Origin of the sequence: Longimicrobium sp., from assembly GCF_036388275.1 — a bacterium.
Taxonomy (GTDB): domain Bacteria; phylum Gemmatimonadota; class Gemmatimonadetes; order Longimicrobiales; family Longimicrobiaceae; genus Longimicrobium.
Window position 1 is genome coordinate 23,827 of the sequence record NZ_DASVSF010000107.1, and the last position, 19,909, is coordinate 43,735.

Below are 19,909 nucleotides of genomic sequence, written 5' to 3' on the forward strand. Positions count from 1 at the left end.
CCCGAGATGAATTCAGGGCGATCCGAGCGTGTCGAGTTGCTAGTCAGAATGCGAAGTGAGAGCGGCAGGTTGGTGACGTTTGGAGAATGTCGTGAATCGGACTACGCGCCACGCCGGTGATCTCGCAAATTCTGGGACAGGCTACTCGGCAAGGATTTGCCTGCCTAATTATCCGGTGGCGGCAAGTGATCGTGTCGAGGCGCTTGTGCTCCAGCGGCCGTCGTATTAGCCTTGATCCCATGAGCATCTGCGCGCGCACCTGGTACCGCGGCTACGGCTATTACGGGTTTCCCAACGGGAGTCCGGGGCCGGCCGCGCGCGCGTAGGATCAGCTCGCCACAGGCATCCGAAGGCTCCCAGCTCCCCGGGAGCCTTTTTGTTTGCCCGCATCCGCCACACACCGCAGGAGAACGACCGATGATCATCGTCACCCGTCCGAACGTCACTGACGCCGAGGTGGACCACATCCGCGAGCGAGTCGAAACGCTCGGCATGCGCACGCATCTGTCGCGCGGCGAGCACCGCACCATCATCGGCTGCATCGGCGACGAGACGCTGCTTCACGAGGCTGCGCTCCTCAGCATCGCCGGCGTGGAATCGGTGCACCCCGTGCTCAAGCCGTACAAGCTGGCGTCGCACGAGTTCTCCGCCGGGCCCTCCATCGTGCGCGTGGGCGACGCGGCCGAGGTGGGCGGGCGCGCGCTGGCCATCATCGCCGGGCCGTGCTCGGTGGAAGGGCGCGACATGCTGCGCGAGACGGCGCGGTCCGTGGCGGCTTCGGGAGCGGGGATGCTGCGCGGGGGCGCCTTCAAGCCGCGCTCGTCGCCGTACGCCTTCCAGGGGCTGGGCGAGGCGGGCCTGAAGATGCTGGCGGAGGTGCGCGCGGAAACGGGGCTGCCCATCGTCACCGAGGTGATGGACACGCGCCAGGTGGAGCTGGTGGCGGAATACGCGGACGTGCTGCAGATCGGCGCGCGCAACATGCAGAACTTCTCGCTGCTTTCCGAGGTGGGGCGGGTGCAGCGCCCGGTGCTGCTCAAGCGTGGCATGAGCGCCACCATCAAGGAGTTCCTGATGGCGGCCGAGTACGTGATGGCGCAGGGCAACCGCGACGTGATCCTGTGCGAGCGCGGCATCCGCACCTACGAGACGGCCACGCGCAACACGCTCGACATCGCGGCCATCCCTGTGCTCAAGGCCGAGACGCACCTGCCGGTGATGGTGGACCCCAGCCATGCCGGCGGCCGGGCCGACCTGGTGGCGCCGCTCTCCTTCGCCGCCATCGCCGCGGGGGCAGACGGGCTGGTCGTGGAGGTGCACCCGACGCCCGAGACGGCCCTGTCCGACGGAGACCAGTCGCTGACGCTGCAGAACTTCGAGAAGCTGATGCGGCAGATCCGGCCGTTCGCCGAGGCCGCGGGCCGCACCGTGGCCGGCCCGCGCACCGGCCTGCGGGTGGAGGCGGCATGAGCGCGTCCACGGAATCCGACTGGTCGCCCAAGGCCGAGCTGGACCGCCTTCGCGACGAAATCGTGGAGGTGGACCGCGCTATCGTGGGGCTGATCGCGCAGCGGGTGGAGCTGGCGCGGCGGGTGGGCCCGCTGAAGCGCGAGCTGGGGATGCCCACGCTCGATCCGCCCCGCGAGGCCGCCATCGTCCGCCGCGCCGGCGCCCTGGCCCGTGAAGCCGGACTGGTGGAAGACGACGTGCGCTACATCTTCTGGCACCTGGTGGGCCTCAGCCGCCGCGTGCAGCTGGAGCAGGAATGATCGAGTCCGCCGCCATCATCGGCCTGGGCCTGATCGGCGGCTCGCTGGCCCGCGACCTGGCGGCAAAGGGCGTCCGCGTGTTCGCGGGCGGCCGTGACGAGGCGGCGGTGCGGGCGGCGGCGGAGCAGGGGATTGCCCGGCCGCTGACGTGGAACGAGCCGGTGGACGTGGTCGTGCTCGCGGTTCCCGTCGTCGCCGCGCGCGAGCTGCTGCGGGAATTGGTGGGCCGGATGGAGGGCGTGCGGCTGATCACCGACGTGGGAAGCACCAAGCGGTCGATCGTGGACGCGGCGGAGCAGATGGGGATCGGCGATCGTTTCGTGGGATCGCACCCGCTGGCCGGCGATCACCGGAGCGGATGGGATGCGTCGCGCACCGGCCTGTTCGAGGGCGCTCGCGTGTACCTGTCGCCGACCCGATCCACCGAGGCCGATGCCTTGGAACTCGCACGCGAGCTGTGGACGATGATCGGCGCCGTGCCGGAGGTGATGGAGGCGGCCGAGCACGACCGGCGCCTCGCCTGGGCCAGCCACCTGCCCCAGGCCGCCTCGACCGCGCTGGCACGCGCGCTGGCGGAAGCGGGCATCGCGCGATCCGATCTCGGCTGCGGAGGCCGCGACGTAACGCGCGTGGCCGGCAGCTCGCCCGAGATGTGGGCCGACATCCTGGCGGACAACGCCGACGAGGTTCTTCCCGCGCTCGACGCGCTAGAATTGGAGTTGCGCGCCCTCCGCCGGGCCGTCGCGAGCGGCGACCGCGACCTGCTGCGGCAGCTTCTGGCGAGCGGACGGAACTGGCACGGCGAGCAACCGTGATGGCGCGCATCATGAAGTGAGCGCGCTAACGCGTTGCCGGCGAACATGATCGCACACGGGGGGACGATAGTGACTCGGGCAGCATCTCGCACGCTCGCGCAGACCCGCCGGCTTATCGGCACCGCCCTGCTCCTGGTGCTGGGGGCCTGCGGCGGAGACGTGGGCCTGGACGAGGAGGCGGAACTCGGCGCCGAGTACGCGGCCCAGGTCAAGGCCGAGATGCCGCTGATCACCGATCCCGCAGCCGTCGCCACCCTGAACCGGATGGGCGACGAGCTCGTCGCGCGCGCCGACTCCACCGGGCGCGAGTACACCTTCTACCTGGTGGATTCGCCCGAGGTGAACGCCTTCGCCATCCCGGGCGGCCACATCTTCGTCAACCGCGGGCTGATCGAGACGGCCGACCAGCACTCGGAGTTCGCCGGCGTGCTGGGGCACGAGATCGCGCACGTGACGGAGCGGCACGGCATCGAGCAGATGAAGAAGCAGCGCGGCGCCGGCACGCTGGTGACGCTCGTCTACGTGCTGCTGGGCCGCGAGCCCGGCGTGGTGGAGCAGGTGGCCATCCAGGCGGGAGGCTCGGCGCTCTTCGCCAAGTACGGCCGCGAGGCAGAGCGCGAAGCCGACATGCGGGCTGTGCAGACCCTGCCCGCGGCGGGGTACGATCCGGAGGGCGTGGCGACCTTCTTCGAGGACCTGCTCAAGCAGCAGGCGCGCGAGCCCGGGCTTCTCGACACCTGGTTCGCCAGCCACCCCACAAGCCAGGAGCGGGTGCAGAACGCGCGCACCATGATCCGCACGTTGAACGTGGACCGGCAGGGCCTCAAGGACGACACCCCTGAATACCAGGCCTTCCGCCAGCGCGTCCTGCAACTGGGCACCAGCGCACGCCGCTGAACGTGAGCCCCGGCCCGGGGCTTCCGTGAACGCCTGGGGAACGCGCGTTGTCATCCCGAAGAAGCGGCCACCCGGCACCTGACTGCACCCCACAGCCGGCAGCGACTGAGGGATCCGCCACACACTGCGCGCATGGCCCCACCGCCGCGGAAGCCCGGGCACTTTAGCGCTTCGCGAAGGACCGCCGACAAGCCAAATACCAGGCCCGTGGCAGCCGGAATCCCCGAGCAGATCCCCGGCTATGTGGCGGATCCCTCAGTCGCTGCGATCCATGGTGTACGGGCAGGCTCACCGGGGCCGCTCCTTCGGGATGACAGTGCGCGCGCCGCACCTGCCGGAGCGCGAGCGAATTCTCCCTTTCCCCTGCGAAGCGGGGGAGAGGGCCGGGGAGAGGGGGCTACCGAGGCGTGCACCGGCAGCCGGTCGAAGCGCACCCACGCCCAGAACCAAGGTGTGTCCGCGAGGACGGAGCGCCATCCCGGCTGTGTGGCGGATCCCTCAGTCGCTGCGGTCTATGGTGTTCGGGCAGGCTGACCGGGGCCGCTCCATCGGGATGACATTCCGCCGCCGTGTCGAAGTTCTCCCCTCTCCGCACGCAGTTTGTGCGGGAGGGGCAACCCGCGCCTGGGGGACGTCCCTCCGTTGCCGCACCCGTCCCCGGGGATTACCTTATGCGGGTTTGTGACGAAAAGGAACAAGCGACCGAAATACAGGCGTTCCATACATGCCGACGTACGAGTATCGCTGCCCCGAGTGCGGCAACGACTTCGAGAAGTTCCAGAAGATGTCTGACGAGCCCATCGCCGATTGCCCGGCGTGCGGCAAGCCGGCGCAGCGCCGCATTTCCGCGGGCGCGGGCCTCGTCTTCAAGGGGAGCGGCTTCTACATCACTGATTACCAGCGCGGCGAGGGCTACAAGAAGGCCGCCGAGAGCGACGGGGGCGCCAAGCCCGCCGAGACCAAGCCGTCCACCGAGACCAAGGCAGCCGATACCGCCGCCGCGGCCCCCAAGGCCGAGCCCAAGCCGGCACCCAAGAGCGAGTAGATGCCGGTAGAAAAGCTGCAGCGGGAAATCACCCGCGCCCTGGGCGAGATGGGCGTAAGCGAGCCGGGCGCCATCGTCCTGGAGCGCCCGCGCAACCCGGAGCACGGCGACTGGGCCACCAACGTCGCGCTCACGCTCGCCAAGCCGCTGCGCAAGGCGCCGCGCCAGATCGCCGACGAGCTGGTGGGCCGCATCGACGCGTCCGCCGCCGGCATCCGCTCGGCCGAGGTGGCGGGGCCGGGCTTCATCAACTTCCGCCTCTCCAGCGACTACCTGCGCGATGGCCTGGTGCGCATCGTCAGCGAGGGCGACGCGTACGGCCGGTCGAACGCGGGGCAGGGGAAGCCGGTGAACGTGGAGTTCGTTTCCGCCAACCCCACCGGCCCGCTGCATATCGGCCACGGGCGCCAAGCCGCGATGGGCGACGCGGTAGCCGAGCTGCTGGCCTGGGACGGGTGGGCGGTCGAGCGCGAGTACTACTACAACGACGCGGGCGAGCAGATCGCCCGGCTGGCCCGCAGCGTCTGGGCGCGCTACCAGCAGGCGGTCGGCAACGACGTGGCGTTCCCGGAGGATGGCTACCACGGCGGATACGTGGGCGAGATCGCCCAGTCGCTGGCGGCGGAGCACGGAGACCGCTGGCGTGGTGACGACTCCGTCGACGCGCTCGACGAGATGCGGCGGTACGCCGTGAAGGTGCTGCGCGAGGAGCAGAACCGCGACCTCGAAGGCTTCCGGGTGAAGTTCGACACCTTCTTCCTGGAATCGTCGCTGTACGGCGGCGGCGCGGTGGAAGACACCATCCGGCGGCTGCGCGAGACGGGGCTGGTCTACGAAAAGGACGGCGCGCTCTGGCTGCGGACCACGGAGTACGGCGACGACAAGGACCGGGTGATGGTCAAGAGCACCGGCCATCCCACCTACTTCCTCCCGGACGTGGCCTACCACGTCAGCAAGTGGGAGCGCGGCTTCCAGCGCGCCATCAACGTGCAGGGCGCCGACCACCACGGAACGACGGCCCGCGTCCGCGCCGGGCTGCAGGCGCTGGGGCTGCCGGCGGGCTATCCCGAGTACGTGCTACACCAGATGGTGCTGGTGATGCGCGGCGGCCAGGAGGTGAAGTTCAGCAAGCGCGCGGGCGACTACGTGACCATGCGCGAGCTGTACGACGAGGTGGGCGTGGACGTGGCGCGCTACTTCTTCTTGATGCGCCGCGCCGAGGCCCAGCTGACGTTCGACCTGGACCTGGCCTTGGAGCAGTCGGACCGCAACCCGGTCTACAAGGTCCAGTACGCCCACGCGCGGATGTGGTCCATCTTCCGCCGCGCCGAGGTAGACCCGGCTACGCTGGACGCGACGTCGGCGGACCTGTCGAAGCTGACGCACGATTCCGAGGCGGAACTGGCGAAGCTGCTGCTGCGCTTTCCGGAAGAGGTGCACCTTTCGGCCGAGGCGCACACGCCCCACGCGATCTGCGCGTACCTGGAGGAAGTGGCGGGCGCGGTGAACTCGTGGTACCACGCGGGCAACCGCGACGCCACGCTCCGCGTGATCGGCGCCGAGGTGACGCCCGAGCAGTCGCGCGCGCGGCTGGTGCTTGCGCGCGCGGTGCAGGTGGTGCTGCGCAACGGCTTGGCGGTGCTGGGCATCAGCGCCCCGGAGCGGATGGATCGCGCCGAAGCAGCCGATACGACATAGCCTGTCATCCTGAGGCCCAGGCGCACCGAACCGGCCCGCAGCACCAACGTCGCAGGCCGAAGGATCTAGCCGCGGAAACGTACAAGCCTGGGCGCGGCAGCGGTCACGGAAGCGTGGGCCTCGGCTGCCGTGGGGCCCTCACCCGTCCTCGCCTAGGCTCGTCCACCCTCTCCCACAAACAGCGTGGGAGAGGGGGTACACTTCGGGGCTGCGTGCGGCGGCGAGCACGAGCAGAGGCCTCGGCCCTGCTGGGGCGACTGAAGTCGCGGCTGGAACGTCACGAAGTCCGCCTTCGCGGACTGCACGCGTAGTCGAGTGCGCGAAGCCGGCCGAAGCGCAGTTTAGGTCTCCCCCTCCCCTGCGAAGCGGGGGAAGGGGGCCGGGGGGAGGGGGCTGCCGCGGCATGCACCGGCAGCCGGTCGCCCCACAATCGAAGTTCCCCCCTCTCCCGCGCAGTTTGCGGGGGAGGGGCCGGGGGAGGGGGAACAACCGAAACCGCGGGCCCGCGAGGGCCCTGCACACATACGCACTCACCTCTACGCACCAGGACCATGTCCCTTCTCGTCGTCGGCAGCGTCGCGCTCGATACCGTCGAAACCCCGTTCGGCCGCGCCGAAGACGCCCTGGGCGGCTCGGCAACCTTCTTCTCGGCCGCCGCGTCGCTGCTGCACCCCGTGCAGCTGGTGGGCGTCATCGGTGACGACTACCCCGTGGACGCGCTCAACTTCCTGTCCGAGCGCAACGTGGACCTCGCCGGGCTGGAGCGCGCCAAGGGCGAAAGCTTCCGCTGGTCGGGCGTCTACAGCCACGACCTGAACTCGCGCGAAACGCTGGAAACGCGCCTGGGCGTGTTCGCCGACTTCTCGCCCAAGATCCCCGACCAGTTCCGCGACGCCGAGTGGGTGTTCCTGGGCAACATCGACCCGGAGCTGCAGATCGGCGTGCTGGACCAGGTGCGCAAGCCGCGGTTCGTGGCCTGCGACACCATGAACCTGTGGATCGAGATCAAGCGCCAGCGCCTGGTGGAGCTGCTGGGCCGCGTGGACCTGCTGATGGTGAACGACGGCGAGGCGCGCCAGCTTTCCGGCCAGCACAACCTGTCCAAGGCCGCTCGCTGGATCCTGGACCGCGGGCCGCGGTACCTGATCATCAAGAAGGGCGAGCACGGGGCCATCCTCTTCACCCCCACCAGCACCTTCTTCGCCCCCGGCTACCCGCTGGAAGACGTGTTCGACCCCACCGGTGCCGGCGACGCCTTCGCGGGCGGCTTCATGGCGCACCTGGCCCAGTCGGGCCGCCTGGAAGACGCCGACCTGCGCCGCGCCGTGGTCTACGGCTCGGTGCTGGGCTCGTACGCGGTGGAAAAGTTCTCGGTGGAGCGCTTCAAGGACCTCACGGCCGAGGAGATCGAAGAGCGGGTGCGGCACTTCCGCGAGATGACCGGCTTCGAGCTGCCCGTGAGCGCCGGTGTCTGACCAGCCCGGCCTGTCGTACGCGGCCGCGGGCGTCGACATCGACGCGGCCCACCAGGCCATGAAGGGCGTGGCGGCGCTCGTCCGCTCCACCGCCACCGCGGACACGCTTTCGGAGCTGGGTTCGTTCGGCGGGCTGTACCGGGTGCCCCGCGGCGCGCGGCAGCCCGTGCTCGTCGCCTCCACCGACGGCGTGGGCACCAAGCTCAAGGTGGCGTTCTCGACGGGCCGCCACGGCACCGTGGGCGAAGACCTGGTCAACCACTGCGTCAACGACATCCTGGTGCAGGGCGCCCGTCCGCTCTTCTTTCTGGACTACGTGGGCGTGGGGCGGCTGGAGCCGGGGGTGGTGGAAGAGCTGGTGTCGGGCGTAGCGCGCGGGTGCCGGAACAACGGGTGCGCGCTGCTGGGCGGCGAAACGGCCGAGATGCCCGACATGTATCAGGCCGGCGAGTACGACCTGGCGGGTACCATCGTCGGGATGGTCGAAGAAGACCGCGTTCTGGACGGCAAGCCGATTCGTGCGGGCGACGCCGTCGTGGCGCTCGCCTCCACCGGGCTGCACACCAACGGCTACTCGCTCGCGCGGCGCATCGTCTTCGACCGGCTGGGGCTCGGGGCGGATGCGCCCTTCCCCGGCGAGGACGCCAGCGTGGCCGACGTGCTGCTGCGTGTCCACAAGTCGTACCTCCAGTCGTTGTATCCGCTGATCGAGGCGGGGCGGGTCCGCGGCCTGGCGCACATCACCGGCGGGGGGCTGGTGGACAACGTGCCCCGCATCTTGCCGGAAGGGCTGGACGCGCGCATCGATCGCTCGACGTGGCAGGTGCCCAACCTTTTCCGCGTGCTGCAGCGGGAGGGCGGGGTAGAGGAGATGGAGATGTACCGCGCCTTCAACATGGGCTTGGGGATGGTGGCGGTGGTTGCCGCGGACGAGGCTGATGCCGTCGTGCGCGAGCTGTCCGCCGCGGGGGAGCAGGCATGGATCGCCGGGGAGATCGTCCCCGGCGCGGGCACGGTGGTCCTGAGCTGAGGAGGATGGGATGCGGGTGAACAACATGCGCGCCGCGATCGCCGCGGCGCTGGTAGTGAGCGCGGCCCCGCTGGCCGCGCAGGGCGACATCGAGACGGTCTGCAACGAGTTTTCGGGGAACAGCCAGGCGCAGAGCCGGTGCGCGGCGGTGGCGCAGGCCGTGGACGCGGCGCAGCCGCAGCTGGGCATCCTGCTGGCGGGCGGCAACCCCACCCTGGGCACCGCCAGCACGGGCGGCGTGCGGCTGGGGCTGATTCCGCGCTTCAGCGTGACGGCGCGCGTGAACGTGGTGGCCGCGCGGCTTCCGGACATCCGTGAGGTGCAGTCCAGCGGCGGCAGCGTGGACGTGGACGAGTTCCGCGTGCCGGCGCCTGCGGTGGGCGCCAACGTTTCCCTGGGCCTGACGAACGGCTTCAGCGTCGCCCCGATGATCGGCGGATTCGGCGCCATCGACCTGCTGGGCGGCGTGACGGTGCTGCCGCTGGAGTTGGCGGGCGACGATTTCGGCGACAATGCGTTCTCGTGGGGCGCCGGTGCCCGCGTGGGGCTGATGCGCGAGTCGTTCATCACCCCCGGCATCTCGGTGTCGGTGATGTACCGCAACCTGGGCGAAATCCAGTTCGGCGACGTCTGCGAGGGCAGCGAAGTGAGCGTGGGGGGAAACCGCAGCACCTGCGCGGGCGAGGGCGACTTCGGCGAGATCAACTTCGGACTCACCAACCTCAGCGGCCGCGCCGCCATCAGCAAGCGGCTTCTTGGATTGGGGCTCACCGCTGGCGTGGGCTACGACAAGTTCAACACCGACGCCAATTTCGCCTTCCGCAGCCCGGTGATCGCCGGGACGACGGAGCAGATCATCCGCTTCGAGGACGTCGAGGTCGACAACGACCGCTGGTCGGCGTTCCTGGACGGATCGTTCACGCTGCTGTTCGGCTCCATCGTGGGCGAGATCGGCTGGATGCAGGGCGCCGATCCCATCGGCAACTTCCCCAGCACCAGCGACTTCGACCCGAAGGAAGGCACCTGGTACGGCAGCGCGGGCATACGGCTGTCGCTGTAGGAAGTGCGTGAGTGCGTGAGCGGCGCGTCGGCAACTGACGCACACTCCCGCGGCCTGTCATCCAGAGGCCCGAGCGCACCAAACTCGCACGTAGCACAACCGTCGCAGGGCCGTGGGATCTAGCCGAGGCCACGAACAAGCCGCGGCGCGGCAGCGGCACGAAACCCCGAGCCGCGTCCCTGGGGCCGTTACCCGACCCCGTGACGGGCGACTGAAGTCGCAGCAACGACCACACGAAGTCCACCTTCGTGGACTGGCTGATCATCGTGCCGGGGCGGGTGCCAAGCCCGCCCCGGCTTCGTTTTGGGGGCCGTGACCGAAGTCAGCGAGCAGGATCACGGGTGGATGCGGCGGGCGATCGCGCTCGCGGCGAACGGGTGGGGCAGGGTGGCCCCGAACCCGATGGTCGGCTGCGTGATCGTGCGCGACGGGGAAGCGGTCGGCGAGGGATGGCACACGGAGTACGGCCGCCCCCACGCCGAGCCCGAGGCTCTGCGCGCCGCGGGCGAGCAGGCGCGCGGCGCCACGGCTTACGTCTCGCTGGAGCCGTGCAGCCACTGGGGAAAGACACCGCCGTGCACCGACGCGCTGATCGCGGCCGGCGTGCGGCGCGTCGTTTTCGGCGGGTTCGATCCCAATCCCAAGGCGTCCGGCGGCGCGGACGTGCTCCGCGCCGCGGAGATCGACGTGGTCGGTGGCGTGGAGGAGCAGGCGGTCCGCGACCAGAACGCCGTCTTCTTCCACGCCCACTCGCCGCTCGGCGCCGAGCGCCCGTTCATCGCGCTGAAGCTGGCGATGTCGCTCGACGCCCGCATCGCCGACCGCGACGGGCGCTCCGTCTGGATCACCGGTGAAGAGTCACGAGCCGAGGTGCACCGCCTCCGCGCCGGCTACGACGCCGTGGCAGTCGGCATCGGCACCGCCTTGGCGGACGATCCGCAGCTGACGGTGCGTGGTCCCCTGAAGCCGCGCATCCCACCTACGCGCATCGTGTTCGACCGCACGCTGCGGCTGCCGCTTGATTCTACTCTCGTCCGCACCGCCGGTGAGGTCCCCACGTGGGCCGTCACCGGCTCCGGCGCCGCGGACGACGGCCGGCGCGCGCTGGAGCAAGCTGGCTTAAAGATCGTCATCGGGCAGTCGCTTCCGGAGCAACTGCGTGCGCTCCGCGATGCCGGCCTGCGGTCGATGTTCGTTGAAGGCGGCTCTGTTCTCGCCTCCGCGCTGCTGTCCGCAGACGTCGTGGATCGCATGTACCTGTTCTATGCGCCAGTCCTCATCGGCCCCGAGGGGATGGCACCGTTCGGCGGCATCTCCAGCCCGCCGCTCGGCGACGCGGTGCGCTGGCGCCCAATTGAGACGCGGGAGTTCGGATCCGATACGATGGTCACACTGGCGCGGTAACTCGCCGTTGCGACGGCACGGCTGTGCGCCGGCGGGAGAACTTCACACCCGTTTCGGCCGGGTTCTGCGCATCCGCGGCGGCCCATCCCCAACCCTTCCCCCGCAAACTGCGCGGGGGAAGGGAGCTAGCCGGGTGCTCGTGGCAAGCGGGACGCACTGGGCTGGCGGGAGCAGTCCGCGAAGGCGGACTTTGGGCCGTCGTTGCCGCGGATTCATCCGCCCCAGCAGAGCCGAGGCCTCGGCAAAGGTGACCGCTGCCGCGCCCCAGCATCAAGGTGTCCTCGGCTAGATCCCACGGCGCGCGGAGGTCGGATTACGGGCCGGTTCGGTGCCCTCGCGCCTCTGGATGACAGAGGGTTGCGCACCAATGATTTGGATGCGCACCCACCTGGTGTGTACCCCCTCTCCCACGCTGTTTGTGGGAGAGGGTGGACGAGCATAAGCGAGGACGGGTGAGGGCCCCACGGAGGCGGAGGCCTCGGCCTCCGTGACCGCTGCCGCGCCCCAGCATCGAGGCATCCTCAGCTAGATCCGACGGCGCCCGGAGGGTGGAGTGCGGGCCGGTTCGGTGCGCTCGCGCCTCTGGATGACAGAGGGTGAGATCGGCCCCGCGCCTCTGGATGACAGAGGGTGAGATCGGCCCCTCGCCAGCGCCGTGCTAAGAGCGTAAGTTTGCGCCCGCGCCGATGATGGCGCGGGCGTCGTCACATCGCACGAAACCGGATCGCCTTGTTCACGGGCATCGTAGAAGAAGTCGGCACCGTCGCCGCCGTGGAGCCCGAGGGCAACGGCGTGATCTTCACCGTGCACGCCAGCACCGTACTGGACGCCATGGGCCTGGGCGACAGCGTCGCCATCGAGGGCGCCTGCCTGACGGTGACGTCGTTCAGCGATGACGGCTTCACCGTGCAGGCCATCGGCACCACGCTGGAGCGCACGACGTTCGGCGGCTTCCGGCCGGGGCGCCGCGTGAACCTGGAGCGCGCGCTGGCGTTCGGGGCGCGGTTGGGCGGGCACCTGGTCGCGGGGCACGTGGACGGCGTCGGCAGGGTGACGCGCATCGAGCCGCGCGAAGAGCTGGTGCTGATCGACTTCAAGCTGCCCGAGGAAGTGGTCGGCGTGACGGTGCTGCACGGGTCCATCACGCTCAACGGCATCAGCCTGACGGTAAACGACCTGCCGGAACCGGGCGTCTGCCAGGTATCCATCATCCCGTTCACCTGGGATCACACCTCCATCAGCGACTTGAAGGTCGGGGATGCGGTGAACGTGGAGGGCGACATGATCGGCAAGTTCGTGCGCAACCTTCTGGGCGCCCCCGTGCGCGGTGGCGAACCCGGCGGCGCGGCCCGCGAGCACGTTCTGCGCGCGTGGGGGTACCAGTGACCGCGCGGCTGCTCGCCCTCGTGCTCGCGGCCGCGGCGTGCGATGCGCCCGCGCCACGGGCGGACGCCGCGGCGCCGGAGAGCACGCAGGCCGTGGCGGATACCGCAGCACCGGCACCGAGTGCGCCCGCCGCGGAGACCATCGACAGCCTGGCCGCGATCGTCGCCTCGTCCGGCGGCAGCGTGGGGATCGTCGCGGTGCACGTGGAGACGGGGCGGCGCGTGGAGCACCTGCCGGCGGAAGCGTTCCCGATGGCGAGCACGTACAAGCTCCCCATCGTGCTCGCCGTCCTGACCCAGGTGGACAGCGGCCGCATCTCGCTGGACGATTCGGTCGACGTGATGCCGTCCGACTTCCGCATCGGCCCCAGCCAGATCGCCGATTCGGTCGGCGCGGGGGGCGGCAAGGCGACCGTCGGCGCGATGATCCGGTCGGTGATGATGTACAGCGACAACACCTCCGCCGACCGCCTGATGCGGCTGGCGGGCGGCCCGCAGGCGGTGATGGCGCACGTCCGGTCGCGCAACGTCGACGGCATGCGGATCGACCGCTACGAAGGCGAGGTGCACTGGCAGTACAACGGCGTAAAGGACGTTCCTCCGCCGGACCAGTGGACCGTGGCCGAGTTCAATCGTCGCATCGCCGCCGTCCCCGCGGCGGAAAAGGAAGCGGCGCACGCGCGGTTCTGGGACGATCCGCGCGACACGTCTACCCCCGCGGCGTTCGCGGCGCTGCTCGTGCAGGTGCAGCGTCGGGACGGGCTTTCCGCCACCAGCCAGCGCGTTCTGCTGGATGCCATGGAGCGCTCGCCGACCGGGCGCGGCCGCATCCGCGCGCTGCTGCCGTCGGGGACCACGGTGGCCGATAAGACGGGTACCATCGGCCGCACGACCAACGACGTCGGCCTGATCACCCTGCCAGACGGGTCGCACGTGGCGCTAGCGGTGATGGTGAAGATGTCGACGCGCACCAACGCGGACGAGGAGCGCACCATCGCCCGGGTGGCGCGGGCCGTGTACGCCCACTTCGCGCGATAGCGGAGTCCATATTTTTGATCTTGCAGACGGCGAGGGAGAGATGCCGTTCGATACGATAGAAGAAGCGCTGCGGGACATCCGCGACGGCAAGATGGTGATCGTCGCCGACGACGAGGACCGCGAGAACGAGGGCGACCTCGTCTGCGCGGCCTCGGCCGTTACGCCCGAGATCATCAACTTCATGGCCACGCACGGCCGCGGGCTGATCTGCTTGGCGCTCACCGCCGAGCGCGCCGACGAGCTGGACCTGAAGCCGATGAGCGAGCACAACACCGAGGCGCTGCAGACGGCGTTCACGGTGTCCATCGATGCCGCCCATCGCTTCGGCGTCACCACGGGCATCAGCGCGTGGGACCGGGCCAAGACCATCCAGGTGTGCCTGGACCCGGCGACCAAGCCGGGAGACCTGCGCCGTCCGGGCCATGTCTTTCCGCTGCGCGCCCGCGCCGGCGGCGTGCTGCGGCGCGTGGGGCAGACGGAAGCGTCGGTGGACCTGGCGCGCCTGGCGGGCCTGGAGCCCGCCGGCGTGATCTGCGAGATCCTGAACGAAGACGGCACCATGGCGCGCCGTCCGCAGCTGGAGGAGTTCGCCGCGCGCCACGGGCTGAAGTTCATCACCGTCGCGCAGATCGTGGCCTACCGGCTGAAGCGCGAACGCCTGGTGCACCGCGAGGCGGAGGCCGTGATCCCCACGCCCACGGGCGACTGGCGGATCATCGCCTACCGCAACGACGTGGACCAGCACGAGCACGTGGGGATGGTCAAGGGCGAGGTGCAGGGGCAGGACCGCGTGATGGTCCGCATGCACTCCGAGTGTCTGACGGGTGACGTGTTCCACTCCATGCGCTGCGACTGCGGCGAGCAGCTGGAAGCGGCCATGCGGCAGATCGACGCCGAGGGACGCGGAGTGATCGTGTACCTGCGGCAGGAGGGGCGCGGCATTGGGCTGGTGCACAAGCTTCGCGCCTACAACCTGCAGGACCAGGGGATGGACACGGTGGAAGCCAACGAGGCGCTGGGCTTCCGCGCCGACCTGCGCGACTACGGCATCGGCGCGCAGATCCTGCTGGACCTGGGGCTGCAGTGCGTGCGCATTCTGACGAACAACCCCAAGAAGATCGTGGGGCTGGACGGCTACGGGCTGTCCGTGTCGGAGCAGGTTCCGCTGTCGGTGGAGCCCAACCCGCACAACAGCGGCTACCTGCGCACCAAGCGCGACCGGATGGGGCACCTGTTCTCGCTCGAAGGCGAGGACGCGGCATAGAAGGGAAGTACCAAGTGCCAGGTACCTAGTGCCAGGGATTCGCGGCACCTGGGCTTGATGCGTGGCACTCGGCACTCCGTACTTGGCACTCGGTACTTGGTACTTTGCACTCAGTACCTGGTACTTGGCACTAGAACCTTGGTACTCTCTTGATCGAACATCACGGGCAGATTCGCGGCGAAGGCAAGCGCTTCGGCATCGTCATCAGCCGCTTCAACGACCTGATCACCCGCCAGCTGCTGGCGGGCGCGCGCGACTGCCTGCGCCAGCACGGCGTGGCGGACGATGCCATCGAGGTGGTGTGGGTGCCGGGCGCATGGGAGATCCCGGGGCCCTGCCGCATGCTGGCGGAAGCGGGCAGCTACGACGCGGTGATCGCGCTCGGCTGCGTGATCCGCGGCTCCACGCCCCACTTCGACTACGTGGCGGGCACGGCCGCCAACGGGCTGGCGGCCATCGGCGTGAACTCGCGCATTCCCATCGTGTTCGGCGTGCTGACGACCGACACCATCGAGCAGGCCATCGAGCGCGCGGGCACCAAGGCCGGCAACAAGGGATGGGACGCGGCGATGGTGGCCATGGAGATGAGCGACCTGTACACCCGCCTGGGCGACGGCTCCATCGGCGGCAAGGAGGCCCGGTGAACAACCGGAGCCGTGCCCGCGGCTGGGCGCTGCAGGCGCTGTACGCGTGGGAGCAGCGCGGCGGCGACGTGTCCCAGGCGATTCCCGTTCTCCACGGCCTGTTCGAAAATCTTCGAGTGTCGCCCGCCAACCGGCCGTATTCCGAGGTCCTCGTGCGCCTGGTGGCGACAAACCTGCCGCGGATCGACCGCGCCATCGTGGAGTCGCTCACCAACTGGCGGATGGAGCGCCTTTCGGTGATCGACCGCGCCATCCTGCGGCTGGGGACGGCGGAGATGATGTTCGTGGACGACGTACCGGCCCGGATGGTGATCCGCGAGGCCATGCAGCTCGCGGAAAAGTACGGCACCCACGAGAGCGCCCGGTTCGTGAACGGCGTGCTGGACGCGGTGATGCGGCGGGTGGCGCCCGGGGAGTCTGCCCCGGCGTGAAGATCCTGGTCCTGAACTGGCAGGACCTCGCCAACCCGCAGTCCGGCGGGGCAGAGATTCACCTGCACGAAATCTTCGGGCGGCTGGCGCGGCGCGGGCACACGGTGCACGCGCTGGTCAGCGGCTGGCCGGGCGCCCCCGCCCGCGCCCGGGCGGACGGGATGGAAATCCACCGCACGGGCGGCCGCAACACCTTCTCCCTCGCCGCGCCGGCATACTACCGCAAGCACCTGGCGTCCGAACCCTGGGACGTGGTGGTCGAGGACCTGAACAAGGTCCCGCTCTTCACCCCGTACTGGGTGCGCCGCCCGCTCGTCCTCCTGGTCCACCACCTGTTCGGCGCGACGGCGTTCCGCGAGGCCTCTGTGCCGTTCGCGGCGGCCACCTGGCTGCTGGAGCGCCCCATCCCGCGCGTCTACCACGGGCTGGGCACGCAGGCCGTCTCCGAAAGCACCGCCGACGACCTCGTTTCCCGCGGCCTGCGTCGAAGCGACATCACCGTCATCCACAACGGCGTGGACCTCGCCTTTTTCTCGCCCGACCCGTCGCTGCCCCGCCTGGCGGAGCCGACGTTCCTGTACGTGGGACGGCTGAAGAAGTACAAGCGCATCGACCTGGCGGTCGAGGCCGTGCACCTGTTGAAGGAGCGCGGCCACCCGGCGCGCCTGCGCATCGCTGGCCGCGGCGACGACGAGGTGAACCTGCGCGCGCTGGTGGAGCGCCTGGGTGTGAGTGACCGGGTGAGCTTCGAGGGATTCGTGAGCGAAGAGCGCAAGCGCGAGCTGCTGCGCACCAGTTGGGCGAACGTGCTGCCCTCGCCGAAGGAGGGGTGGGGGATCACCAACGTGGAGGCCGGCGCCTGCGGCACACCCGCCGTCGCGGCGGACTCGCCGGGGCTGCGCGAATCGGTGGTTCACGGCGAGACGGGCCTGCTCGTATCCTACGGCGACGCCTCCGCCCTGGCCGACGCGCTCGCCTCGCTGACGGCGGAGCGGGTCGCGCGCCTGGGCGCCGGCGCCCGCCGCTTCGCCGAGGGCCTGTCCTGGGACCGCGCAGCGGATCGTACGGAAGCTCACCTGGCGGAGGTCTCCACTCGGCCGCGCTGACACTGCAAGGCCTGTCATCCTGAGGCCAAGCCACGCCACCATCGCCCGCAAACCATACCTTGCGGGCCGAAGGATCTAGCCGCGGACACGTACCAGCCCGGGCGCGGCAGCGGTCACGGCAGCCGAGGCCTCGGCTGCCGTGGGGCCCTCACCCCGCCGCGCTGACACGCGTGCGACCCTCTCCCACAAACAGCGTGGGAGAGGGGGTACACTTCGGGGTGGGGTGCGTGAGGGCTGGGTCCGGTGTTCGGGCCTGCGCCCCCCATCCCCAACCCTTCACCCGCAAACTGCGCGGGGGAAGGGAGCTAGCAGCGTGCGCGGGGCCAGCGGACGTGCACTCGAATTCTCCTCTCCCCCATGGGGTTTATGGGGGAGAGGCCGGGAGCGGGGGCGCCCAGGGCCATGCGCCGGGTTCCCCGAAGCGCACAGTTCCCCGCCTACGTTCCGTCGAGCGCGTGAGCCCAGCCGAAGCGCGGTTCAGGTCTCCCCCTCCCCTGCGCAGCGGGGGACGGGGGCTGGGGGGAGGGGGCTCCCGCGGCATGCGAGGCAGCCAGTCAAACCCCGATCGAAGTTCTCCCCTCTCCGCACAGCAGTACCGTGCGGGGAGGGGCCGGGGGAGGGGCCCCCGGCGGACGCGTCTCGGGGTTTCGTGTCGCTGCCGCGCCCAAGCCGGGTAGTGTCCTCCGGCAAGATCCTTCGGCGCGCCGGGTACAGCGTACGGGCGGGTGCAGTGCGCCTGCGCCTCTGGATGACAGCTGGCCGTTCTCCCCCCCTCCCAGGCGCCTCTGGATGACAGATGCAGTTCTCCCCTCTCCCGGCGCAGTTTGCCGGGGGAGGGGCGGGGGAGGGGCCAGCCGCGGCATGCGAGGCACCTAGTCGAACCCCGACCGAAGTTCTCCCCTCTCCCGCGCCGTTTGCGGGGGAGGGGCCGGGGGAGGGGGGAACCCGTCGCACCAATGTTGCGTGCGCATCCACCCCCGAACCGTTATTCTACCGGGCCGGCCCGGAGCCACCCAACCAGAAGGCGCGAATTGACGGTTGACGACCTGCTGCGCTCCAAGCGCGAATCGCTCGCGCTGGAGCTTCTGACCGACGAACGCGGGCTGTCGCGCACCATCCAAACCCCCGACATCAGCTCGCCGGGACTGGTGCTCACCGGCTACACCGAGCGCTTTCCCGCCGAGCGCATGCAGGTGCTGGGCGAAACGGAGGTCGCCTTCCTGGAGTCGCTGGACGAAGACCGCCGCCGCGCCGCGCTCGAGGTGTTCCTGGACTTCGACATCCCGGTCGTCTTCGTCACCAAGGGGCAGACCCCGCCGGCGCCGCTGCTGGAGCTGGCCAACCACACCGGCACCCCCGTCATCCGCTCGGCGCTCAAGACCGCCGACTTCTACACCCGCATCAAGCCCTTCCTGGAAGAGCGGTTCGCGCCCCGGACCACCCTCCATGGATCATTGGCCGACGTGTACGGGGTAGGACTGCTGTTCGTGGGCAAGAGCGGCATCGGCAAGAGCGAGACGGTGCTGGACCTGGTGGAGCGTGGGCACCGGCTGGTGGCCGACGACCTGGTGATGATCACGCGGCGGGGCCACGAGGTGCTGATCGGCAAGGGGCACGACCTGCAGCGGCACCACATGGAAATCCGCGGCGTGGGGATTATCGACATCCGCACCATGTTCGGCGTCCGCGCCATCCGGCAGCAGAAGCGCATCGAGGTGGTCGTGCAACTGGAGATCTGGGACGAGAACGCGGTGTACGACCGCACGGGGCTGGATACGAAGACCATGGACATCCTGGGGATTCCCGTGCCGATGGTGACCGTGCCGCTGGTGCCGGGAAAGAACATCACCGTGGTGTGCGAGGTGGTGGCCATGAACCACCTGCTGAAATACTCGGGCGTCGACACCGCCCGCCTGTTCAACCAGCGGCTGCAGGCCCGCATGGCGGGGGTGTCGGACTACCTGGAGGAAGATTATGAATGAGCCGGTGCGGGGGCTGGTGGTGAGCCACGCGTCGCTTGCCGAGGGGCTGGTGCAGTCCGTGCGGCAGATCGCCGGGGCCGACGCGGATGCCCTGGTGGCCCTGAGCAACGAGGGCTGCGGGCCCGACGCCCTGCAGCGCAACGTGCGGCAGGCGCTGGGCGAGGGGCCGGGGATCGTCTTCACCGACCTGCCCAGCGGCTCGTGCGCCTTTGCCGCGCGCAAGCTTTCGCTGGAGCGCGCGGACACGGCGGTGGTGTGCGGGGTGAACCTGCCCATGCTCCTGGATTTCGTCTTTCACCGCGAGCTGCCCCTCCCCGAGCTGGTGGACCGGCTGGTGAGCAAGGGCAAGTCGTCGATCACCGGCCAGTGCCGGGAAGGGGCGCATGCCGATCGTGCTGTTTCGGGTTGACGAGCGCCTGATCCACGGGCAGGTGGTGGTGGGATGGGGCGGGCCCCTTCACGCCGACCGCATCGTGGTGGCCGACGACGAGATCGCCGCCAGCCCCTGGGAGCAGGAGCTGTACTGCCTGGGCGTGCCGCCCGAGATCGAGGCGGTGTTCGTCACGGTGGACGAGGCCCGGCGCCGCGTCCCCGAGTGGAAGGGGGGGCGCCGCGTGATCGTCCTGGTGCGCGACGTCGCCACGGCGCGCCGCGTGGCCGAGGGCGGCGCGCTGGCGGGCGAGGAGGTGAACCTGGGCGGCATCCACCACGCCGAGGGGCGCACGCGTGTGCTTCCCTATCTGCACCTGGGCCCGGGCGACGGCGACGCCCTGCGCGAGATCGCGGCGTCCGGCGCCGAGGTGTCGGCGCGCGACCTTCCGGCCTCGCGAAAGGTGATGCTCGACGAGCTGCTGGCGGGAGGCTGA

At 69.9% G+C, this 19,909-nt stretch carries 19 protein-coding genes; all 19 read left to right on the forward strand.

Annotated elements, in window-relative coordinates:
• The first annotated feature begins 417 nt into the window (after window positions 1–417).
• The 19 genes from aroF to VF632_RS23585 all read left to right on the forward strand — a co-directional run bounded on the left by aroF (window position 418) and on the right by VF632_RS23585 (window position 19,909).
• Entirely contained in the window at window positions 418–1,470 is a 1,053-nt protein-coding gene (aroF, locus tag VF632_RS23495) for a 3-deoxy-7-phosphoheptulonate synthase (protein WP_331025375.1), read from the forward strand.
• The gene (locus VF632_RS23500; RefSeq protein WP_331025376.1) at window positions 1,467–1,769 is read left to right on the forward strand and encodes a chorismate mutase; all 303 of its coding nucleotides are present in this window, start codon (window positions 1,467–1,469) and stop codon (window positions 1,767–1,769) included. The genes aroF and VF632_RS23500 overlap by 4 nt, the downstream gene beginning before the upstream one ends.
• Window positions 1,766–2,584 (forward strand): prephenate dehydrogenase, encoded by an 819-nt coding sequence (locus VF632_RS23505; protein ID WP_331025377.1) that lies wholly within the window; start codon window positions 1,766–1,768, stop codon window positions 2,582–2,584. Before VF632_RS23500 ends, VF632_RS23505 begins: the two co-directional genes overlap by 4 nt.
• A gap of 69 nt (window positions 2,585–2,653) precedes the next feature.
• Window positions 2,654–3,481 carry a M48 family metallopeptidase gene (locus tag VF632_RS23510; protein ID WP_331025378.1) on the forward strand — a complete coding sequence of 276 codons (828 nt, stop codon included), beginning with the start codon at window positions 2,654–2,656 and terminating at the stop codon, window positions 3,479–3,481.
• Window positions 3,482–4,205: 724 nt separating this feature from the next.
• Window positions 4,206–4,526 carry an FmdB family zinc ribbon protein gene (locus VF632_RS23515; RefSeq protein WP_331025379.1) on the forward strand — a complete coding sequence of 107 codons (321 nt, stop codon included), beginning with the start codon at window positions 4,206–4,208 and terminating at the stop codon, window positions 4,524–4,526.
• Window positions 4,527–6,224: an arginine--tRNA ligase gene (argS, locus tag VF632_RS23520; RefSeq protein ID WP_331025380.1), complete on the forward strand. Its 1,698-nt coding sequence runs from the start codon at window positions 4,527–4,529 to the stop codon at window positions 6,222–6,224.
• A gap of 551 nt (window positions 6,225–6,775) precedes the next feature.
• Window positions 6,776–7,699, forward strand: coding sequence for a PfkB family carbohydrate kinase (locus VF632_RS23525; protein WP_331025381.1), 924 nt, complete (start codon window positions 6,776–6,778; stop codon window positions 7,697–7,699).
• Entirely contained in the window at window positions 7,692–8,729 is a 1,038-nt protein-coding gene (gene purM, locus VF632_RS23530) for a phosphoribosylformylglycinamidine cyclo-ligase (RefSeq protein WP_331025382.1), read from the forward strand. The genes VF632_RS23525 and purM overlap by 8 nt, the downstream gene beginning before the upstream one ends.
• A 10-nt stretch (window positions 8,730–8,739) precedes the next feature.
• On the forward strand, window positions 8,740–9,789 hold the full coding sequence (locus tag VF632_RS23535; protein ID WP_331025383.1) for a hypothetical protein: 1,050 nt from the start codon (window positions 8,740–8,742) through the stop codon (window positions 9,787–9,789).
• Between the two features lie 312 nt (window positions 9,790–10,101).
• A complete protein-coding gene (gene ribD, locus VF632_RS23540) occupies window positions 10,102–11,193 on the forward strand; it encodes a bifunctional diaminohydroxyphosphoribosylaminopyrimidine deaminase/5-amino-6-(5-phosphoribosylamino)uracil reductase RibD (RefSeq protein WP_331025384.1) in 1,092 nt (363 codons plus the stop codon).
• Between the two features lie 729 nt (window positions 11,194–11,922).
• On the forward strand, window positions 11,923–12,579 hold the full coding sequence (locus VF632_RS23545) for a riboflavin synthase (RefSeq protein ID WP_331025385.1): 657 nt from the start codon (window positions 11,923–11,925) through the stop codon (window positions 12,577–12,579).
• Window positions 12,564–13,616, forward strand: a complete 1,053-nt coding sequence (gene bla / locus VF632_RS23550) for a class A beta-lactamase (protein WP_331025386.1) — start codon at window positions 12,564–12,566, stop codon at window positions 13,614–13,616. The genes VF632_RS23545 and bla overlap by 16 nt, the downstream gene beginning before the upstream one ends.
• 40 nt (window positions 13,617–13,656) lie before the next feature.
• Window positions 13,657–14,880: a bifunctional 3,4-dihydroxy-2-butanone-4-phosphate synthase/GTP cyclohydrolase II gene (locus VF632_RS23555; protein WP_331025387.1), complete on the forward strand. Its 1,224-nt coding sequence runs from the start codon at window positions 13,657–13,659 to the stop codon at window positions 14,878–14,880.
• Window positions 14,881–15,029: 149 nt separating this feature from the next.
• Window positions 15,030–15,524, forward strand: coding sequence for a 6,7-dimethyl-8-ribityllumazine synthase (gene ribE / locus VF632_RS23560; protein WP_331025388.1), 495 nt, complete (start codon window positions 15,030–15,032; stop codon window positions 15,522–15,524).
• The gene (nusB, locus tag VF632_RS23565) at window positions 15,521–15,955 is read left to right on the forward strand and encodes a transcription antitermination factor NusB (protein ID WP_331025389.1); all 435 of its coding nucleotides are present in this window, start codon (window positions 15,521–15,523) and stop codon (window positions 15,953–15,955) included. The genes ribE and nusB overlap by 4 nt, the downstream gene beginning before the upstream one ends.
• Complete coding sequence (locus tag VF632_RS23570; RefSeq protein WP_331025390.1) at window positions 15,952–17,061, forward strand: glycosyltransferase family 4 protein; 1,110 nt, start codon at window positions 15,952–15,954, stop codon at window positions 17,059–17,061. Before nusB ends, VF632_RS23570 begins: the two co-directional genes overlap by 4 nt.
• A 1,031-nt stretch (window positions 17,062–18,092) precedes the next feature.
• Complete coding sequence (gene hprK, locus VF632_RS23575) at window positions 18,093–19,043, forward strand: HPr(Ser) kinase/phosphatase (protein ID WP_331025391.1); 951 nt, start codon at window positions 18,093–18,095, stop codon at window positions 19,041–19,043.
• Entirely contained in the window at window positions 19,036–19,452 is a 417-nt protein-coding gene (locus VF632_RS23580; RefSeq protein WP_331025392.1) for a hypothetical protein, read from the forward strand. The genes hprK and VF632_RS23580 overlap by 8 nt, the downstream gene beginning before the upstream one ends.
• Window positions 19,427–19,909 carry a PTS sugar transporter subunit IIB gene (locus VF632_RS23585; RefSeq protein WP_331025393.1) on the forward strand — a complete coding sequence of 161 codons (483 nt, stop codon included), beginning with the start codon at window positions 19,427–19,429 and terminating at the stop codon, window positions 19,907–19,909. The genes VF632_RS23580 and VF632_RS23585 overlap by 26 nt, the downstream gene beginning before the upstream one ends.

Coding starts and splice junctions, on each gene's coding strand:
- aroF (WP_331025375.1), top strand. CDS start 418: ATGATCATCGTCACCCGTCCGAACGTCACTGACGCCGAGGTGGACCAC.
- VF632_RS23500 (WP_331025376.1), top strand. CDS start 1,467: ATGAGCGCGTCCACGGAATCCGACTGGTCGCCCAAGGCCGAGCTGGAC.
- VF632_RS23505 (WP_331025377.1), top strand. CDS start 1,766: ATGATCGAGTCCGCCGCCATCATCGGCCTGGGCCTGATCGGCGGCTCG.
- VF632_RS23515 (WP_331025379.1), top strand. CDS start 4,206: ATGCCGACGTACGAGTATCGCTGCCCCGAGTGCGGCAACGACTTCGAG.
- argS (WP_331025380.1), top strand. CDS start 4,527: ATGCCGGTAGAAAAGCTGCAGCGGGAAATCACCCGCGCCCTGGGCGAG.
- VF632_RS23525 (WP_331025381.1), top strand. CDS start 6,776: ATGTCCCTTCTCGTCGTCGGCAGCGTCGCGCTCGATACCGTCGAAACC.
- VF632_RS23535 (WP_331025383.1), top strand. CDS start 8,740: ATGCGGGTGAACAACATGCGCGCCGCGATCGCCGCGGCGCTGGTAGTG.
- VF632_RS23555 (WP_331025387.1), top strand. CDS start 13,657: ATGCCGTTCGATACGATAGAAGAAGCGCTGCGGGACATCCGCGACGGC.
- VF632_RS23580 (WP_331025392.1), top strand. CDS start 19,036: ATGAATGAGCCGGTGCGGGGGCTGGTGGTGAGCCACGCGTCGCTTGCC.
- VF632_RS23585 (WP_331025393.1), top strand. CDS start 19,427: ATGCCGATCGTGCTGTTTCGGGTTGACGAGCGCCTGATCCACGGGCAG.